This is a genomic window from Tumebacillus permanentifrigoris, assembly GCF_003148565.1.
Taxonomy (GTDB): domain Bacteria; phylum Bacillota; class Bacilli; order Tumebacillales; family Tumebacillaceae; genus Tumebacillus; species Tumebacillus permanentifrigoris.
Window position 1 is genome coordinate 168219 of the sequence record NZ_QGGL01000003.1, and the last position, 18844, is coordinate 187062.

18 protein-coding genes are annotated in these 18844 nt (G+C 55.7%); 11 read left to right on the forward strand and 7 right to left on the reverse strand.

Annotation, left to right across the window (positions count from 1 at the left end; all coding sequences use genetic code 11):
• The first annotated feature begins 9 nt into the window (after positions 1 to 9).
• From C7459_RS04695 to C7459_RS04715, 6 genes are all read left to right on the forward strand, one after another.
• Positions 10 to 885, forward strand: a complete 876-nt coding sequence (locus C7459_RS04695; protein WP_109686853.1) for a carbohydrate ABC transporter permease — start codon at positions 10 to 12, stop codon at positions 883 to 885.
• On the forward strand, positions 882 to 1928 hold the full coding sequence (locus tag C7459_RS04700) for a serine hydrolase domain-containing protein (RefSeq protein WP_109686855.1): 1047 nt from the start codon (positions 882 to 884) through the stop codon (positions 1926 to 1928). Before C7459_RS04695 ends, C7459_RS04700 begins: the two co-directional genes overlap by 4 nt.
• 18 nt (positions 1929 to 1946) lie before the next feature.
• Complete coding sequence (gene nagA / locus C7459_RS04705) at positions 1947 to 3089, forward strand: N-acetylglucosamine-6-phosphate deacetylase (RefSeq protein ID WP_109686857.1); 1143 nt, start codon at positions 1947 to 1949, stop codon at positions 3087 to 3089.
• Between the two features lie 269 nt (positions 3090 to 3358).
• Entirely contained in the window at positions 3359 to 4243 is an 885-nt protein-coding gene (locus C7459_RS23150) for a GNAT family N-acetyltransferase (protein WP_170119267.1), read from the forward strand.
• Positions 4240 to 5766: an AMP-binding protein gene (locus C7459_RS04710; protein WP_170119268.1), complete on the forward strand. Its 1527-nt coding sequence runs from the start codon at positions 4240 to 4242 to the stop codon at positions 5764 to 5766. Before C7459_RS23150 ends, C7459_RS04710 begins: the two co-directional genes overlap by 4 nt.
• A gap of 4 nt (positions 5767 to 5770) precedes the next feature.
• Entirely contained in the window at positions 5771 to 7021 is a 1251-nt protein-coding gene (locus C7459_RS04715; RefSeq protein ID WP_170119269.1) for an aldehyde dehydrogenase family protein, read from the forward strand.
• A 70-nt stretch (positions 7022 to 7091) separates the two neighbouring features.
• Here the strand turns inward: C7459_RS04715 and lexA are convergent, their stop codons facing one another.
• Positions 7092 to 7718 (reverse strand): transcriptional repressor LexA, encoded by a 627-nt coding sequence (gene lexA, locus C7459_RS04720; protein WP_109686863.1) that lies wholly within the window; start codon positions 7716 to 7718, stop codon positions 7092 to 7094.
• 261 nt (positions 7719 to 7979) lie between these two features.
• Between lexA and C7459_RS04725 the strand changes: the two genes are divergently transcribed.
• Together C7459_RS04725 and C7459_RS04730 are read left to right on the forward strand one after the other, a co-directional pair.
• Positions 7980 to 9152, forward strand: coding sequence for a LysM peptidoglycan-binding domain-containing protein (locus C7459_RS04725; protein WP_170119270.1), 1173 nt, complete (start codon positions 7980 to 7982; stop codon positions 9150 to 9152).
• Positions 9153 to 9179: 27 nt separating this feature from the next.
• Complete coding sequence (locus C7459_RS04730; protein WP_109686868.1) at positions 9180 to 10433, forward strand: LysM peptidoglycan-binding domain-containing protein; 1254 nt, start codon at positions 9180 to 9182, stop codon at positions 10431 to 10433.
• A gap of 41 nt (positions 10434 to 10474) precedes the next feature.
• Here the strand turns inward: C7459_RS04730 and C7459_RS04735 are convergent, their stop codons facing one another.
• From C7459_RS04735 to C7459_RS04760, 6 genes are all read right to left on the reverse strand, one after another.
• Positions 10475 to 10921: a YqjF family protein gene (locus tag C7459_RS04735; RefSeq protein WP_109686870.1), complete on the reverse strand. Its 447-nt coding sequence runs from the start codon at positions 10919 to 10921 to the stop codon at positions 10475 to 10477.
• Positions 10922 to 10987: 66 nt separating this feature from the next.
• On the reverse strand, positions 10988 to 11872 hold the full coding sequence (locus tag C7459_RS04740) for a tyrosine-type recombinase/integrase (protein WP_170119271.1): 885 nt from the start codon (positions 11870 to 11872) through the stop codon (positions 10988 to 10990).
• Between the two features lie 458 nt (positions 11873 to 12330).
• Positions 12331 to 13701, reverse strand: coding sequence for a UDP-N-acetylmuramate--L-alanine ligase (gene murC / locus C7459_RS04745; protein ID WP_109686874.1), 1371 nt, complete (start codon positions 13699 to 13701; stop codon positions 12331 to 12333).
• 61 nt (positions 13702 to 13762) lie between these two features.
• Positions 13763 to 14020 carry a hypothetical protein gene (locus tag C7459_RS04750; protein WP_109686876.1) on the reverse strand — a complete coding sequence of 86 codons (258 nt, stop codon included), beginning with the start codon at positions 14018 to 14020 and terminating at the stop codon, positions 13763 to 13765.
• 69 nt (positions 14021 to 14089) lie between these two features.
• On the reverse strand, positions 14090 to 14602 hold the full coding sequence (locus C7459_RS04755; RefSeq protein ID WP_170119272.1) for a DUF456 domain-containing protein: 513 nt from the start codon (positions 14600 to 14602) through the stop codon (positions 14090 to 14092).
• A gap of 156 nt (positions 14603 to 14758) precedes the next feature.
• On the reverse strand, positions 14759 to 16111 hold the full coding sequence (locus C7459_RS04760; RefSeq protein WP_109686880.1) for an Nramp family divalent metal transporter: 1353 nt from the start codon (positions 16109 to 16111) through the stop codon (positions 14759 to 14761).
• Between the two features lie 258 nt (positions 16112 to 16369).
• On the opposite strand from C7459_RS04760, the gene C7459_RS04765 reads away from it, so the two are divergent.
• The 3 genes from C7459_RS04765 (at position 16370) to C7459_RS04775 (ending at position 18777) form a co-directional block, all read left to right on the forward strand.
• On the forward strand, positions 16370 to 16954 hold the full coding sequence (locus C7459_RS04765) for a hypothetical protein (protein WP_109686882.1): 585 nt from the start codon (positions 16370 to 16372) through the stop codon (positions 16952 to 16954).
• Positions 16951 to 17727 carry an SDR family NAD(P)-dependent oxidoreductase gene (locus C7459_RS04770; RefSeq protein ID WP_109686884.1) on the forward strand — a complete coding sequence of 259 codons (777 nt, stop codon included), beginning with the start codon at positions 16951 to 16953 and terminating at the stop codon, positions 17725 to 17727. The genes C7459_RS04765 and C7459_RS04770 overlap by 4 nt, the downstream gene beginning before the upstream one ends.
• Positions 17728 to 17859: 132 nt before the next feature.
• Positions 17860 to 18777 (forward strand): L-lactate dehydrogenase, encoded by a 918-nt coding sequence (locus C7459_RS04775; RefSeq protein WP_109686885.1) that lies wholly within the window; start codon positions 17860 to 17862, stop codon positions 18775 to 18777.
• The last annotated feature ends 67 nt before the right edge of the window (positions 18778 to 18844 follow it).

The window sequence follows — 18844 nt, forward strand, 5'->3', positions numbered from 1 at the left end:
AGGAGAGACATGAGGATCAAACATTCACCGACACGCTGGTTGACCTACGTTGTACTCCTCGTCTGGGCGGTCATCTCACTGCTTCCGCTGTACTGGGTGTTCAGCACGGCCTTGCAGTTGCCAGACTATGTGGAGTCCGAACCGCCCAAGATGATTCCGATGGGGATCATCGAGTATTTCACCCATCCTGAGAGCCGGAGCCAGATCGTCACCGACACGTTCTCCGGGTTCCAACAACTGTTCCACAGCACGAACATCTGGCGCTGGTTCTTCAACTCTGGCTACATTTCCATCGTGGTGACGGTCGGCATCTTGTTCCTCGACACGATGGCCGGGTATGCGCTGGCCAAAAAGGACTTCCCCGGCCGCAACTTGATTTTCTGGCTGATCGTGGCGACGATGATGGTGCCCGGTCAGATCACGTTGGTCCCGCTGTTCATCATGGTCCAAAAGTTCGGGTTGATGAACACGCACTGGGCGCTGATCCTGCCCGATCTGAGCATGGTGTTCGGGGTGTTCCTGATGCGTCAGTACATGCTCTCGATCCCGTCTGACCTGCTCGATGCCGCGAAAATCGACGGGGCCTCAGAATGGAAAACATTCTGGACGGTCGTCGTTCCGCTGGCAAAACCAGCGTTGGCGACGCTTGGGATCTTCACGTTCATGAACGTGTGGAACTCGTTCCTCTGGCCGATCATCGTCTTGAACGATGCGGACCTGTACACGTTGCCCGTCGGGTTGAAGACCCTGCAGGACCAAAACCTCGCAATCTTCAAGCTGCTGATGAGCGGTGCGGCAGTGGCGGCCGTTCCGATGATCCTCGTGTTCATGGCCTTCCAGCGGTACTTCATCAAGGGCTTGACTGTGGGCGGCGTCAAGGAATGAGAATGAATGTTCGGGATGTGGTGGAGCAGGGGTTGGCAGAGGGGATGTTCGCCGGAGCTGTCGTACACGTCAGCCGTGGTGGTCACGAGGTCCTGCACGAAGCGTTCGGACAGGCTGAGTTGACACCACGGCGGCGGCCGATGACGGTCGATGCCGTTTTTGACGTCGCCTCGCTCACCAAAGTGATGGCGACACTTCCCGCCGTGCTGCGTTCGATCCAACTAGGACGGCTCGAACTTGATCGACCGGTTTTGCGAAACATCACAATCCAACACTTGCTCACCCACACTTCGGGGCTTCCTGCATGGAAGCCCCTGTATTTATGGGCGCAAGGCAGAGCGGCATACCTCGACCGGATCAAGGCGGAACGCTTGGACTATGAGACGGGTGTGCAGTCTGTGTACAGCGACCTCGGGCTGATCCTACTCGGGTTCGTGCTGGAGGACATCTGGCAGAAACCGCTGGCGGACCTGACCCGCGACTTGGTGTTTGCACCGCTGGGGATGGAGAACACAGGGTACCTCGAGGCGGGAAAAGATGCCGTTGCCACCGAAGTTGGCAACGGCATCGAGCGCCGGATGTGTCTGGACTACGCAACGCCGTGCGAGATCGCGGAGTTCCCGTGGCGCACAGAGACAATCTGCGGTGAGGTACACGACTGCAATTGTCACTACGGGCTACAGGGAGTGAGCGGTCACGCTGGATTGTTTTCCACAGCCGCAGACACGGCTCGATACTTGCAGATGTGGGCGGAGGAGGGGCAGGATTTTCTCGCTCCTGAACTCATCCGCCTCGCGACGACCAGCCAGACAGACACAACTCCTCCAGGATTGACGCGCGGCTTGGGGTGGGAGGTTGGCGCGTGGGCAGGGGAGGCGTTTTTGCCAGAAGCATTCGGACACACCGGGTTCACCGGAACGTCGATGTGGTACGATCGGACCTCTCGCACGGCGGTCGTCGCCTTGACCAATCGTGTTCACTTGACGCCCGCTGCGAATCTGTCGACTTGGCGGCGCTCGCTACACCGCGCCGCTTTTACCTAAGACACGGAGGCTATGAGCATGAGCAAACAGATCTTGCGAGGTCGGGCGCTGGTCGACGGAGAATTTCGCGATGACCAGATCTTGATCTGCGAAGGCGGCCGATTCACCTTCGTCGGCCCACAGCGCGAGGAAGTGCCAGATCACGTGTTTGAGACCGGGTGCCTCGTGCCCGGTTTTCTGGATATCCACGTTCACGGAGCGCATGGTGCAGACGTGATGGACGGCACCAGCGCAGGACTGGAAACGATCGCGCAGGCGCTCGCTTCCTACGGGGTGACGGGATTCCTCGCCACGACGTTGACTGGCGACCTAGACCATCTCGAACATGTCCTGCAGACTTGCGTTGTGTTTTCCAAAAACGCCGCGGTCGGCGCCCGCCTCCTCGGCGTACACCTCGAAGGACCGTGGATCAATGCCCGCTACAAAGGGGCGCAAAATGAGGCGCATGTCGTGCGTCCGCTGCTTCGCGATGCGAAGCGGCTGGTGGAAGCCGGGCAAGGCTTGTTGAAATTGGTCACATTGGCTCCCGAGCATCCCGAGGCGGCGGATGTGATCGCCTACTTGCATGAACAAGGTGTGTGCGTTTCGGTCGGGCATTCGGATGCGACATTTGCGGATGTGACGGAGGCGATGGAGCACGGGCTTGGGCATGTGACGCACTGTTGCAATGCGATGCGCGGCTTGCACCATCGTGAACCCGGCGTGGTTGGGGCGGCGATGTACCATGAGGCGTTAACCGCAGAGTTGATCGCAGACGGTGTGCATGTGCATCCAGCGGTGATGAATATCTTGTACAAAGTCAAGCGACGTGAGCATCTCGTCCTCGTCAGCGATGGGATGCGCGCGGTTGGCATGCAGGATGGAGCCTACGACTTGGGCGGGTTGCAAGTGCAGTTGGTGAACGGAGAGGCGCGCCTCGAGGATGGGACGCTGGCCGGAAGCACGCTCACACTCGACCGAGCTGTTCGCAACATGGTCACACTGGGTCGTGTACCACTGGCAGACGCTGTGATCATGGCGTCGAGCACGCCGGCTGCTGTGCTTGGACTCACAGACCGGAAGGGTCAACTTGCCAGCGGTTATGACGCTGATTTTGTTTGGCTGGACGATGACCATCAGGTGAGAGCTACGTATATCGCAGGTGTTCGACAAAGTCGCTGATGCTCGACTTGCAAGGAGCAGAACAAAACATCCCAAAGCGCATGGCCATTCGTGGGCTCATGCGCTTTTTTGCTGTGCGAGACTGTTTTCAATCGAGAATAAATAACATTATTACGAAGGAGTAAGTAGTAAAATATGACATTGACGTTTTTGGGTACTTCATACTATTATATGTGGTATTCAATTAAACTCTTATCAAATAATAATTATGAATCTAGATTTCATTTCTGGTCTGGGATATTTAGTTGACAGTGAAGGGGTTGAAGGTCGTGCATCAAGTGTTTCCAGCTTCCGTCGTGCAGCGGCGTCTCGAGTTGTTGACGGGAGAGACGCTCGAATTGCGCTTGGTACACAGTGTGGACGAGTATCGTCAGTGCGAAGCTCTACAGATGAAGATCTGGGGTGCCGATGATATTGGCAAGGTTCCCACGCTTGATCTGATCACCGCACAGGAGAATGGCGGGCTGGTGATCGGGGCTTTCAATCAGGAGCAGCGCTTGGTCGGGTTCGTGTATTCGTTTCCCGGTTTGACACCGACGCGCTGGCTGAAGCAATGCTCGGTGATCATGGGCATCGACCCTGCTTATCAAACCTATGGGATCGGCTATCACCTCAAGTTGGTGCAAAGTGAAGCGGTGCGGGCGCAAGGCATCGACTTGATCACCTGGACATTTGATCCGCTGGTCAGTCGGAATGCGCATCTAAATCTGACGAAGTTGGGTGCCATCTCCAAAAAGTATCTGACCAACCTGTACGGCACTGGGCACGGGCTGAACGCGGGGTTGGAAACGGATCGATTGTTGGTGGAGTGGCACTTGGCGGAGGAGGAGCCCTTGTTGCACAAGGTCGTGGGGGCGGTTGAACTGGAGGGGACGTTGGTCAACGAAGTGGTCATGGACGCCACGTTAGGACTGCCGATGAATCGGAGTTGGAAATCTGATCTGGAAGAAGAAACGTTGCTGATCCAGATTCCTGACGACATCCAGATGATCAAGGCGCAGAACCTGGAACTTGCTTGCAAATGGCGCTTCGACACGCGCAAGATGTTCCAGCATTACCTAGACCGCGGGTATGTGATCGAAGGATTTCAGTCGCTCAAAAGTGCGATGTCCACGCTACCCTGTTACGTGTTGAGAAGGGGGCTGGTGCTATGACATTGGGTGAACTGCTGGAAGCGGCGGTGTTGAAGGCGGGCGATCGCCCGTTTTTGGTGCAGATCGGGCAGGCGAACACGGTTTCCTATGAGTTGTTCAACCGCCAAGTCAACGGATTGGCGCATGGCTTGCGCGCACTGGGGGTCTTGGGTGGTGAATCTGTTGGGGTTGTCTTGCCCAATGGACCTGAGTTGTTGTACTTGTTGTTCGCAATGGCCAAATTGGGGGGAGTGCTCGTTCCGCTCAATCCTGCACTGACGGTGCAGGAGCGCGACGAACTGTTGACACACGCCGAGGTGGTGGTTCTGATCGGTGATATGGAAGTGCTTGATGCACATCAGAACTTGCCCAGACTGCGCGCTCAGGTGACTGTTGGCGAGAGGAGGAGCGGTGCGGTGCCGTTCGAGTCGTTGCTGGTGCCGTCCGAGTTTACGCCCGATCTGGAGGTGGCGGCATCCGACCCGGTTGCGCTGTTGTACACATCGGGTACAACCGGTCGTCCCAAAGGGTGCCTGCTCTCCCATGACAGCTATGTGATACCTGCTCATGAGTTCGTGCGCTGGATCGAAGTGACGCCAGAGGATCGGTTTATGGGCTGCTTGCCGCTGTTCCATATGGCGGGACAATCGTTTGCCGCCAGTGCGGTGGCGGGCGGTGCCAGCATCGCACTGGTGTCTAAGTTTAGCGGCAGCCGCTTCTGGGAACAGGTCCATCAGAGTGGAGCAACCGTTTTCCGCCATCTGGGCGAGATGTTGGCGTTGTTGGTACAGTCTCCTCAACACCCGTTGGAGCGCTCGCACAAGCTGCGCGCCGTCTATGGGGGTGGGGCACGAGCGGAACTGCTCGATGCTTTTCAAAAGCGATTCGGCGTGCGCGTGGTTGAAGGATATGGGCTCAGTGAGACCAACACGGTGCTCGCAAACAGCATAGCACTCTCGAAGGAAGGTTCGATCGGCAAAGCCGCCGCCTACCATGAGGTGCGCATCGCCGATGACGGTGGTCATGAAGTCGCGGTGGGGAGTGTCGGGGAGATTCAAGTCCGAAAAAATCGCGTGATGATGCGCGAGTATTTCAAAGCTCCTGAAGTGACCGAACGTGCGTTCTGTGAGGGGTGGTACCTCACCGGTGACCTGGGCTATTGCGATGAGGAAGGGTACTACTACTTCGTCTCCCGCAAAAAGGATATCATCCGCCGCCGAGGTGAGAATATCGCGCCTGCTGGCATCGAGGATGTGCTGAATCGCCACGAACAAGTCGGGCTGTCGGCCGTGATCGGAGTGCCTGATCGGTTCGGGGGCGAAGATATCAAAGCGTTCGTGATGCCGACCGAAGGGAGCGAGCTATCGGTGGACAGCCTGCTCACCTGGTGCCGGATGCACCTCGCTGCTTTTAAGGTCCCACGATATTGGGAGATTTGTGAGAACCTTCCGCGCACGGCAACGAACAAAGTGAACAAAGGGATGCTCCGCGCTCAGCGGACACTCGGTGGAGTCGAGCACGAAGTGCAACTGGAGAGGACGTGAGAGCTTGAACGAAGTACATCGCCGTCTGGCGGCGCTTCATGCGCTGGCAGACACCATTGAATCAGAACAACATGCGCTGCTGAGTTTGATCATGGCGACAACCAAGCGCCGGCATGCGATTGCAGCGGGCGAGATCCAATTAGCGATTCGCCGCTTGCGGGCGTTTGGCGAGATCCTGCCGTGGCTCATCGACCGTGAACCTGTGGGTACGGTCGGGATCATGTTCCCGAGCAACGCCACCCTATCGAACCCGGTCAACACCATCGGCACCGCCTATCTGGCGGGCAATCGAGTTCGTGCACGCTTCCCCAGCGGGTTGCGCGAATGGGGCGACCGCTTGCAGGACTTGATCTTGACACATCTGGACGGCGTGGTATTTGAACGTGAATCGGGCGCAGAGTTCCTACACGGGGTAGCGGAGGACCCGGACACGAAGGTCGTGATCGTTTTTGGCGACGATGTGTGGGCGGTCGAATATGAAGAGCGGATGCGCTCGACGCAGACCAAGTTTATTTTTGAAGGGCCGGGCAAGGACCCGTTCGTGGTGCTCGATGATGCGGATGTGGAACTGGCAGCCGCTCATGCCGTATACGCCGGCTATTACAACGCGGGGCAAGCCTGCACATCTCCAGAGCGATTTTATGTGCAAAGCGGTGTGTACGACAAGTTCTTGGCACGGGTAGTCGAACTGACGCGCGGGCAGACCGTAGGCGACCCGCAGTTGCAAAGCACAGGCATTGGCCCGATCTTGAGCCGTCGGGTGGCACAGCGCATCGAGGAACAGTGGCAAGACGCCTTGAATCGAGGTGCGAAGGTAGAGACTGGCGGTCAGATCGAGACGGGCACGTTGCAAGACGGCAGCGCAGCGTTTTTTGTCCATCCGACGGTGGTCACCGATGTGAACCATTCGATGAAGATCATGCAGGACGAGACGTTTGGCCCGGTCATCGCCATCCAGCGAGTGAGGAACTGGGAAGAAGCCTTGCAACTGGCATCTGATTCTCCATTTGGGTTGACGGCGAGTTTGTACGGGGGTGGGTCAGACGAGGTAGCGGAACTTGAGCGCTCCCACGGAGCTGTCTTCCACAATGAGACGTGGTTGCATTACTATGGCCGCAATCTCCACGCCCCTTATGGTGGGCGCAAACGTTCTGGCTGGGTTTGGGAGCATGTCAACGGTGCCTTCATCCGCCGTGAGGGTGTGCGCACCAACGCGCTCGAGTTCAGCCAACCAAGGTCTCGGGTAGAGGTGTAGTCAAAAAAAAGCGCATGGCCGTCAAGGGCTCATGCGCTTTTTCTACGTATGTGGTTGTAGGCGGTGAGAATTAGTCGATGTGGCGGAAGACGCCGATGACTTTACCCAAGATGGTTACGTTGTTGTAGCGCATGGGTTCAAGCGTAGGGTTCTCCGGCTGGAGACGGATGTGGTCGGCTTCCTTATAGAAGCGCTTGACGGTGGCTTCGTCATCCTCGGTCATCGCGACGACGATCTCGCCGTTGTGCGCGGTGGACTGCTGGCGAACGATCACGAGGTCGCCGTCATAAATGCCCGCATCGATCATCGATTCTCCGGAGACATTCAGCAGGAACACCGCCGAATCCCCGACAAACGAGGTCGGCAATGGGAAGTAATCCTCGACATTTTCAATCGCCGTGATCGGCTGGCCAGCGGTGACTTTCCCGATGATTGGAGCCATGATCGTCGAGTATTCAAAACGCCCGCTCTCCGTATCGGCTTCCAAATCCAATACTTCGATCGCACGGGGCTTGGTCGGGTCACGGCGGATCAGACCCTTTTGTTCGAGACGGGCGAGATGCCCATGTACAGTGGAACTAGAAGCCAAACCAACCGCTTCGCCGATCTCGCGGACGGACGGTGGGTATCCCTTGGCCCGTACTTCGTTCTTGATGAAATCCATGATCTCCTGTTGACGCTTGGACAGCTTCAGCATAGTGCGAACAACTCCTCATACTCGGTCTGAATGTATTTCAATGGGAAAATATGTTCGAAGTTAGTTTATAGCAGAAATTATACCACACACGAGTACTAGATACAAACATGAGTTCTTATTTTTTCTTGACAAGCTGATTGAGTGAGCCCTATGATGGGTGCAGAACATATGTTCCTGTATTTGGACAGCTGTCACAACACGATGCGCCTGCATAGGATAGTTGCGACAGAACACCAAGAACGGGAACGGGGGTACGAGCGGATGAGAGGATCACGGATCACCTATGTCGTCGTCAAATCCAATGAGACATTGGCTGATCTATCGCAACGCTATGGGATCACACACGAGGAACTGCGCCAGCTCAATCCAGGCCTGCAAGAGATCGTGGTAGGGGATGTGGTAAAAGTATGGACGCATGGCGGCGAGACTCGCGAACCGAAGGCTGGACAGCAATTTGTACTCGGCTTCTATGCCGGACCGATGGGAGTCAGCCTGCCGGGCAGCCAAGCGTCCTTGCATCAACACAGCGCACTGTTGTCGGCGATCGCTCCATACTGGTTTGACCTCCATCTAGGCTCAGCAGGGCAGATCAAGTCTCGTGTCGCTGCGGCAACGATTCGCACTCAGGTCGCAGATGCGCACAGGCGCGGCGTAAAAGTGCTGGCTTCCATTCACAATACTGACAAGCGACCGGGCACATCGCGGACACAGGTGTTGCATAGCGCGATCACCGCCAACCGCACGGTGTTCGTGCGCAATGTCTTGCGGTTGGTCGAGGAGTATGGATTTGATGGCGTGAACCTGGACTTTGAGCGGTTGAAGCCAGGCGATACCGCGAATTACACCGCATTTGTCCGCGAATTGGCGTCGCAACTGCACGGACAGGGGAAGTTGCTCGTCGTCGATGTGTTGGGCGATGCGAACCATCAGCCGTTTTCGATGGACTTCGACTATCCAGGGCTGGCCGCAAGCGTCGATTATCTGGGTATCATGACCTATGACGAACACAAACCTGCGCAAGGCTCGCCGGGACCGGTTGCTTCACTGCCTTGGGTGGAGCGCACGGTGCGTCTGGCGATCAACGCTGGAGTTCCGCCGCGCAAGATCCTGCTCGGCATCGCGGCGTATGGGTACGACTGGACAGACAACAATCCAGGGGCGCGCGCGTTGTCTTACGCCGCGATCCAACGGTTGCAAAGTCAACACAAAGCGACCGCACAATTTCATCCGACCTATCGCGTGCCGCACTTTGACTACCGGGACGCCCGTGGCGACCTGCATCATGCCTGGTACGAAGATGCGCGGAGCCTGTCGCTCAAACTGGATCTCGTGCGGCGCTTCAATCTCGGTGGCATCTTGCATTGGCGATTGGGTCTGGAGGACCCCGCGTCTTGGGGGCCGATCCGCGCCAAGCTCTCACCCATCGAAAAGTAGCGGTCGTGGATTCGAGATCTTGAGGAGGTGGGGGACATCTCCACGACGCAGTTACACTACGTGATCGTGCAAGAGGGAGACACGCTGGCTTCGATCGCCGAGCGGTACCAGAGCACTGCGGGGGCGGTGGCCCAGTTGAACGCAATGTCACCCGATACGGTGCTTACCCCTGGCCGCATCGTGCAAGTGCTAAAACCCAAGCGGCCCGCGACTGTCCCCGCAATACCGTCACCCACCCCTCGACCTCGAACCCCGCGCTATGCATTCGCTGCTTTTACAGGAGCAGAGGGAGTCTACCCAAGCAGTGAACGGGCCTTGGAGAAACTGGGGGAGGCAGGCTTGAGCGGGATCTTCCCCCTGTGGTTCCAAGTTGCCCCGGAGGAGCCGTGGCGGTTGCAGTCCTTCGCTGAGCCAGCACAGATCGAACAGGTGATCCGCGCCGCTCACGAACGAGGGGTACAGGTACTGGCCGCGCTCACCAGCATCTACTATCCGTCTGGAGTGGACACCCGCCACACGATTGCACAGGTACTGAGAACCTATAAGGGGCACCTGTTGCAGGCGGTGGAGCACACGTATGAACGATATCACTTGGATGGAGTTTTGCTGGATTGGGTTGATGTGGAGGCGGCAGACCGTGAAGTGTTCGCGGAGTGGGTCGAAGCGTTGCAAGGCCTATGTCGTCGACGCGGTTGGAAGCTGGTGGTCAACGTGCCGATTGTGCAGGGGACGTTGCGAGGAATTACGAGCACGATGGCGTTCGATCTTGCGCGAATCGGCGAGGCGGTGGATTGGATGTCACTCGTCCTGAACACAGAACATCGGATGTACACGGGACCTGGTCCACTATGCTCACTAAGCTGGGCGGAGATGGGCGTTCGTCATGCGATCGCAACAGGCGTGCCCGCAGAGAAGATCCTGCTCGGGATCGCGGGGTACGCGTATGATTGGAAGGAACACAGCCAGTTGCCCGACTATCTGTCCAGCGAAGGAGCGATGAATCGAGCACGCCAATACCGTGCGCACGTGAAGTTCGATCCTGTGAGTCAGACGCCGATGTTTAGCTATCAGGACAGTCAGGGGGCGAAGCATCAGGTTTGGTTCGAGAACACCTCAAGCCTGTCGCAGAAGGTCACGATCATCAACCGCTACGGGTTGGCAGGTTTGTCACTCTGGCGGCTTGGGATGGAGGATTCCGGCCTGTGGCCGCTGTTGCGCTATCGTTGGGGCGAGATTCGAAAAATCCCGTCTCGTTTCCATAATAAATATTATGAAAACTAAAGCCATGTCGAATGTGGCCGACATGGCTGCTTTCTCGCGATTCATTTGGACAGGTCTACGACTTTAACCAGTGGCCAGATCAACTGTCCCTGTTTCGAACTCATCTGTGCATGATAATAGGGGAGGGAGAATAGATGTTGAGTGACCGACACCGCGAGTGGATTGGTCGCGTCGAGGCTGAAAAAGTACACGCCAGGCTTGCCATCTCGCGTAACATAGGCACGAACGTTCAATTCTGGAAACTTGTTGGTGTAGGGAATTTGCGGCAGGTAGCGTGCCCGGATGTCGCTCATATCGAAGGGCACGACCGCGATATAGGTTACCCCGTCATAGGTGTCAATCTCCAGTTCTGCAGGGATCTGTTCACGCAGAGCGGACACTGGAATCGGCCAATGCGCGAACAACAGCCGGTTCCAAGTCTGGGTCATCGCCCAACGTGTACTGGGGAGCGGATAGGGTCGGTGCTCCACGATGTCGGTGTGTTTCAAGGTGGCTCCTTCCTTAGGAAAAGTATTGGAGACATAACATTATTACAGTCAACCAAGTTTGATTCGTTAGATTGTCACTTGATTGATGTACCCACCAGCACTTTCGCTCAGTTCACGGATATCATGCAAGTAGCGTTCGGTCGTTCGCAAACTTTCGTGTCCCATCTGGCGTTGCACTTGCAGCAGGGGCGCTTCCGCTTCAAGGGCGAATGTTGCACAAGTATGACGCAGTACGTGTGGCGAGATGAGTCGTGACAGTCCGGCCGCACGCGACAGGCGGTACATCATATCGCGAACTCCATTTTGACGATAGCGGGTAAAGCGACGGGTGATCACCAAGGGGGTGCGATCGCCCGGATCGAGTTTTGGGTTTTTCCCACAGAGTCGACGGAAGTTTTGTAACAACTCCCAGACGTCTGGTCGGATCAGCACGGGGCGGTCCTTGTCACCCTTCCCTCGTACCATCCAGCCGATGTTGCCGCGCATATCTTCATACAGATCACACCAGTTCGCCTGGCAGAGTTCCTCTACCCGAACACCGGTCGTCATCAACAACACGACGATCAGATAGGCGCGATCATTGTCTTTGGACGCTGCGAGTAGTTTCTGTGCTTCCGCTACCATCAGCGAACGTTTGTGCGTGGCACGGTTAGGAACACGGGGTGCAGCAATCAGGATTGCTGGATTCCGTTGGATGTAGCCGAGGCGGTGGGCGAACAGGAACAGCGACTTCATGATGATAATCATGCGCTGTTGAGTAGCGGGTGCGTATCCCTCCAACGTATTGAAGTAGGAGGCGAGCTGTACGTAGGTAACGGCGGCGAGTGGAGTGCCGTCGATGAAATTTAGAAAGGCTTGCAGATCACGGTGGTAGGCTTTGCGAGTCATCTTTGACCAAGCTTTTGGGCGTGGACGATTCAGGAAGAGGGTGATCAAGTGTTCATCGTTCATGATCCCCATCTCATTTGCAAGAGAGGGAACGCTTGTTCCTGTCGGTACCGGTAGGGAATTTTGCGAATCCATTGTCATAATTACGAAGACCTCCCAAAAGATTCTCTATAGATCTTATTATAGCGATAAGTGTTTATTATCGCCATATATAGATTCAAAAAGGCATTTTCTTAATTTCCGCGGCTAGATCGAGAGGCGATTCGCCCAATCAAGTGATGTTATGTGAACTACCTATGAAATTCCGACCTTCTATTTTCCTATTTAAGCCCCTTGTTTCACATCCTGAATACCTTTGTACCCCCTCTGAACAAAACCTCTCAGAATGCCTCCTAGCGCCCCACAGCAAACTTGGCCTTCTCCCGACAAAATTCTGCCTCCATTCCGCGAAACGCAACGAAAATTCTTATTTCTATGGAAATAAGGAAATAAAAAAGCCGCCCTCCACGAGGGCAGCCTGACTACTCTGATTTGGATTCGAGCAGGAAGGACAGCGAGTCTTCGCCGATCCCGCGAACGTTGCCAGCACCCATCGTGAGGACGATGCCTTGATTGTTGCTCGCATAGTGCCGGAGGAAGCGTGTGCCTTCCTCTAAGTTCTCGACATAAGTCACCAACTTGCCGCGCTGGCGAATCGCATCGGCTAACTGTTCGGTCAGCGCATCGCCAGGGTCTTGCTCTCGAGCGGAGGAGAACAGTTTCACCAGCAACACTTCGTCAGACAGTGTCAAGGAGTCGACGAACTCGGTGAGAAACTTCTGCGTTCGCGAGTAGGTGTGTGGTTGGAACACCGTGATCAAGGGATCGTTCGGGAACGAGGCTTTGACTGCACGCAACGTCGTCGAGATTTCGCTGGGATGGTGGGCGTAGTCGTCGTACACCTCCATACCGCCGAGACGCCCTAGGTAGTCAAAGCGGCGATACACGCCTTGGAACTGGCTGAGCGAGACTTGCACATCCTCGAAGTTTTGTTTCAGATAGCGGGACACCGCGATCGTCGCCAGCGCGTTCAGGACATTGTGTTGGCCAAGCGATCGAAACTGCAACGTTCCCAACGGTCTGCTGCCTTCCCAGACGTCAAAGCGCAGCACCCCGCGCTCTTCGTGAATGTTCGTCGCGTAGATGTCGTTGCTGGGATCGAGGCCGAAGTAGAGCACCTGCGCCTCCGTCTCGAGCTTCCGGCAGAGCGGATCGTCTCCGCAGGCCACCAGCACACCGTCCTCCGGCAGTTTGTCGACCAACTGCTGGAAGCTGAGGAATACATCGTCGAGATCGCGGAAGTAGTCTGGGTGATCGAAATCGATGTTGTTGACGACGAGCACCTGCGGTTGGTAATACAGGAAGTGCCGCTTGTATTCACAGGCTTCGGCAACGAGCATGCCCGCGCCGTAACGCGCGTTGCTACCGATGTTGTAGTTCTTGCTGCCGATCACCACCATCGGGTCCTGTTCGGTGGCGGTCAGCATCGCCCCGACCATCGAGGTGGTCGTCGTCTTGCCATGCGTGCCGGTGATCAGAATGCTCGGGCGTTCCTGCGTCAATTTCCCGAGCATTTGCGGATAGTTGTAGACAGGGATGCCCAGTTCGTGCGCACGGGCGATCTCCACATGATGCTCATTGTAAGCAGGCGAGTGGCAGACCAAGTCCACGCCCTCGACGTTCACCGCAGACGGTGATGATATATATGTGATGCCCGCTTGTGAGAGCAGTTCGTCGGTGAAAAACACTTCCTGACTATCCGAACCGGTGACCTCGTACCCCATCCGAGCGTACAATTGCGCCAACGCGCTCGTTCCAGCCCCTTTGATCCCAACAAAATGAATTTTCCTCATGGCTCGCACCCTTTCAGATGGGAATGGTGTTACAGTCTACGCGAAACGCCCAGTCATGGTGTCAGTCCTCATCTGTATTCGCGAGATGTTCAGGGGAGGGGTGATACACTTGGGAGAGGAACGTTTGGCGTTCTGATTCCGAGCGCAGAAGCTTTTTGAGGTAGGAGGAGTCGCCCAATTGCAAGCGCATGTGGTAGTTTTGGTGCAGGGCTTCTTTGAACCGGTCGTTATGCATCAGTGACTCCCACCACGGGGTCCGGTGCAGTTCCTCGGACAATTTGCGGTGGTCGATCACTTCATGATAATAGTCCATATTCATAGCAAAACCCTCCTTTTCTTGGTACTATACCCAATACTCAGGAGGGTCAACCGTGGTCACTGTTATTTCTTAGAAAATCGCCAAATAGAACCAAACGATCTGGATGCCCACCAGCAACACCTTGAAGACCGTACCCGCGAGGAAGCTCAACAACGAGCCCCAGCCGACTTTTACGACCTCATGGCTCTTGCGACGCATCAGCATCTCACCGACCATCGCGCCAAGCACAGCGCCTAGCAGCGGGCCGAAAAGTATCGCCAGTGGCCCGAGCGGGGAGATCACCAGCGGGAGGATAAACATCCCGAGCGATCCACCGATCATACCACCCTTGCTTCCGCCCATTTTCTTGACGCCAAAAATCTGCGCGACGTTATCAGACAGGAAGTTGACGATGATCAACAGAATCTGGCCCACCCAGAACACCCATGAGAAATGATCCCAATCAACCATCCAGCCGTAGATCAGGAAGCCTGGTATCACGAACAGCGTCCCTGGCAAGATCGGCACCACCGTGAAAAACAGCGCTGCCATCATGAACAGCGAAGCGAGAATGATCGCTGTTGATTGCAAAAAAAGATCCAAATCAAACACCCCTCTCCACGTAATCTCAATTTGTGTCTGGCAAAACCTTTCGTGTTTGAAACTGGGAACTCCTGCCTCATCAGGCATCGAAATCGTTTTCTAGACATAAGAAAAAGCGAGCGCTCTTGCACAGCGCTCGCTTCATCGGTTTGCAGTTTACCCATACAACGTACCATACAGCAGATAGAGATTCAGACCGGCAATCACAACAGCCACCGTCCAAGCGAGGATCTTCAACCAGAGCGGGTTGACGAACTCGCCCATTTTTTTCTTGTCACTTGTGAACTTGACCAGCGGGATGACCGCGAAGGAGAGTTGCAGCGACAGGATGACTTGGCTGAGGATCAAGAGATCGATCGTCCCGCTTTCTCCGTACAGTGCCGTGACGATGACTGCCGGAATGATCGCGATGACCCGGGTGATCAGACGGCGTAACCAAGCTTTGATGCGGATGTTCAGGAAGCCTTCCATGACGATCTGACCTGCCAACGTACCGGTTAGTGTGGAGTTTTGACCGGAAGCGAGCAGGGCTACACCGAACAGGATGCTGGCAGCCGTCGTGCCGAGTAGCGGGGTGAGCAGGTGATAGGCGTCTTGGATCTCCGCAACTTCGGTGTTGCCCGTACTGTGGAAGGTGGCGGAGGCGAGGATGAGAATGGCCGCGTTGATGAACAGTGCGAACAGCAGCGCGATCGTGGAGTCCCACGTCGAGTATTTGATCGCTTCACGCTTGCCCAGCGCGGTCTCGTCATAGCTGCGCGTCTGGACGATCGACGAGTGCAGGTAGAGGTTGTGCGGCATAACGGTTGCACCGAGGATCCCGATGGCGATGTAGAGCATCGCCGGGTTGGTGATGATCTCAGCACTCGGGACGAATCCGCTCATCACACCGCCCATGTCCGGCTTGGAGAGGAACAGCTCAACACCAAAGCAGAGGCCGATCGTCAGGATCAACGCAATCACCATCGCTTCAATATACCGGAATCCTTTGTTCTGCAAGAGCAGGACGAGCAACACATCGACCGAGGTGAGCAACACGCCCCACAGCAGCGGCAATCCGAACAGCAAGTTTAACGCGATCGCAGAACCGATCAACTCCGCGAGGTCACAGGCGGCAATCGCCAGTTCGCAGAGCACCCAGAGCAGGAACGAAACCGGCCGACTGTATGCATCCCGGCACGCCTGTGCCAAGTCGCGACCTGTTGCGATGCCCAGCTTCCCGGACAGCGCCTGCAGGAGGATCGCCATCAGGTTCGAGATCAAGATCACTGACAAGAGCGTGTAGCCAAATTTCGAACCGCCCGCGATATCCGTCGCCCAGTTTCCAGGGTCCATGTACCCGACGGCAACTAAGTATCCAGGTCCGAAAAACGCCATAAACTTGCGGAACCAAGACCCCTTTTTCGGTACTGGCATCGAGCGGTACACTTCAGACAGTGAGTTGCTCACTTTCTCCGTTCTCCATCCTGTTTCCGGTGTCAATGTGGCTTGGTTGTTTGACTCTTTCATTCGACAAACACCTCGTTTTTTAAGAAGATAGCCTAACCTAATTTTTTTGCCCAAGGGAAACATTGCGGCAAAAAAGAAAAACCGTTGGCTCGCTAACAAGGGTATGCCGGCCTTTTGGTTTTGGTGAAGAAGTTTTCAATCCGCTCACATTCTTAGCTACACACAATAATTTTGCCCGAAGGAAACTTTCTGAATTCAGTATAACTTTATTTGGGTAAAACCGTCAAGCGATGTGGCAAACTAGAGGAAAGTCCTGCCATGAAACCGAAAAGTACAAGTACCGATGAAGTGAAAGGGGATGAGTGGATGGCCAAGGACAAGCGTATGGTCGAGCACGGCTATGATCCGAAGATTGCCCAAGACCCCGCACGAGGGACGATCCTCATGTTGGACGCGTTCGTGGACTTCGAAGCGGCCGATCTGGCGAAGATCGTGGAGTTCGCGGAGGTAAGGAACTTCGCGCAGATCGTGTTGTTTCCACACCATGAGAAAACAGCAAAAAACATGGGCTGGACAGAGCTACCCGCCTTTCATAAACGATTGAAGGCCGTCGATGCAATGGTCGATGATCTCCCGTCCACCGCCGTGCGAGTCACAGTGGACAATTGGGAGGAGAAGCGCAAAAAGTACACACCCTTGGAACTGATCCTGCGTTACTTTGAAGAAAAGTACCGCCCACCGTACTTTCTCTATGTCACAGACGGGTATGCGAACGCGATGGCGCAGTTCGCATCTTTTGATGAATGTATGAAGAAAGTTCGGCTGGTGATCGACCAGAAGTACGACGTTCCCGCACACCCGAAACTCACCAAAGTCGAACACAGATGGGAGTACGTGGAATGACCTTGAACACCCATCAGGAACAAAAAGTTGCACTGATCACGGGTGCCGGTCGCGGCATCGGGCATGGAGTGGCACATGGATACGCCGCAGCTGGATTTGTCGTGGTCGTCGTCGATGTAGACGGCGACTTGGCAGACCGGACGTTGCGCGAACTGCAGGACGCCTACCCGGAAGTCGGCATCCCGTCGATGGCCTGGGCAGTTGATGTGCGGCGGCCCGAGGAGATTCAGGCGCTTTTTCAACAAGTGGGGGAGCGCTATGGCAGGCTGGATGTGTTGATCAACAACGCGGGGATCTCGCGCTGGAAGTCGCCGTATGAACTGACGGTGGAGGAGTGGGACGATGTCCTGCACACCAACTTGCGCAGTGCGTTTCTCTGTGCTCGGGAGGCAGCCAAGCTAATGAAGGAACAGGTGAGCGGGGGCAAGATCATCAACATGTCCTCCACGCGGGCGCTGATGTCCGAGCCCAACACCGAAGCCTACGCTGCTTCAAAAGGCGGCCTGCTCGCACTTACGCACGCGCTGGCCGTCTCACTCGGCCCGGACCGCATCCAGGTCAACTGCATCTCGCCGGGCTGGATCCAGAACACCGAGTACGAGAAATTGCGTCCGGAAGACCATGCCCAGCACCCGGCCGGGCGTGTGGGGACACCTGAGGACATCGCGCGGGCCTGTCTGTTTTTGACAGATGAACGCAATGATTTTGTGACCGGTGTGAATCTCGTCATCGACGGCGGCATGACCCGCAAGATGATCTATCTGGAAGACTAAGCCACACGCACATTACATAACATATATTATGGAAACAAACCCTGCGAAAATTCAGGGTTTTCCCTGATATACGCGATGCGGTTTGCGGGGTACACTGAGGGAAAATCCAAATAATCGGAAGGAGCCCTCTACTTGAACAAACAACCTCGCATCTGCATCATCGGCGTGGGCGACGTGGGCTCGACCACCGCATACACGCTGTTGCTACGCCAACGGTGCCAAGAACTCGTCCTGATCGATGCCAACGAGAAAAAAGCGCTCGGTGACGCGCTAGACATGAACCACGGGATGCCTTTTCTCGGCGGAACTCGCGTGTGGCAAGGAAGTTACGCCGACTGTGCCGGAGCCAGTATCATCATTATCGCGGCCGGTTCAGCCCAGCGTCCGGGCGAAACTCGACTTGATCTCTTGAAGCGCAACGCCGGTATTTTTGACAGCATCATCGAAAACATCACCAAGTACAACCAAGATGGCATCCTGCTGATCGCCACCAACCCGGTCGACATCATGGCCTACCTGTCCTATCGCAAATCAGGTTGGCCGTCCCAGCGCGTTATCGGCTCAGGCACGTTGCTAGACAGCGCACGCTTTCGCTACCTGATCGGAGACAAGCTCGGCGTCGATCCTCGCAGCGTCCATGCGCATATCATCGGAGAACATGGTGACACTGAACTTCCGGTCTGGAGTCGGGCGAACATCGCCGGAATCGATGTTTCACTGAGTGATGCCGAAAAGCAGGAGATCTACACCAACACCCGCGATGCAGCGTACCAGATCATCGATGCCAAGGGTTCCACATACTACGCAATTGCATTGGCACTCGACCGGATTGTCGCCGCGATCATGCACGACGAATCGGCGGTACTAAACGTCTCGACGTACTTAGAAGACTACCACGGAATCTCTGGCGTGTACCTCGGTGTACCTTGTATCGTCGACAGCAGCGGTGTGCGCGAAGTGTTAAAACTCCAACTCACCGATGAGGAACTGGCACTGTTGCAGCAATCTGCGCAGACGATTTCCGAAAAAATTCAATCAGTGATCAACTAAATACCTACGAAAAAGAGACCCTGCAGGGGGTCTCTTTTTTCATGTGAAGCGCTCGGTCTCTGATGCT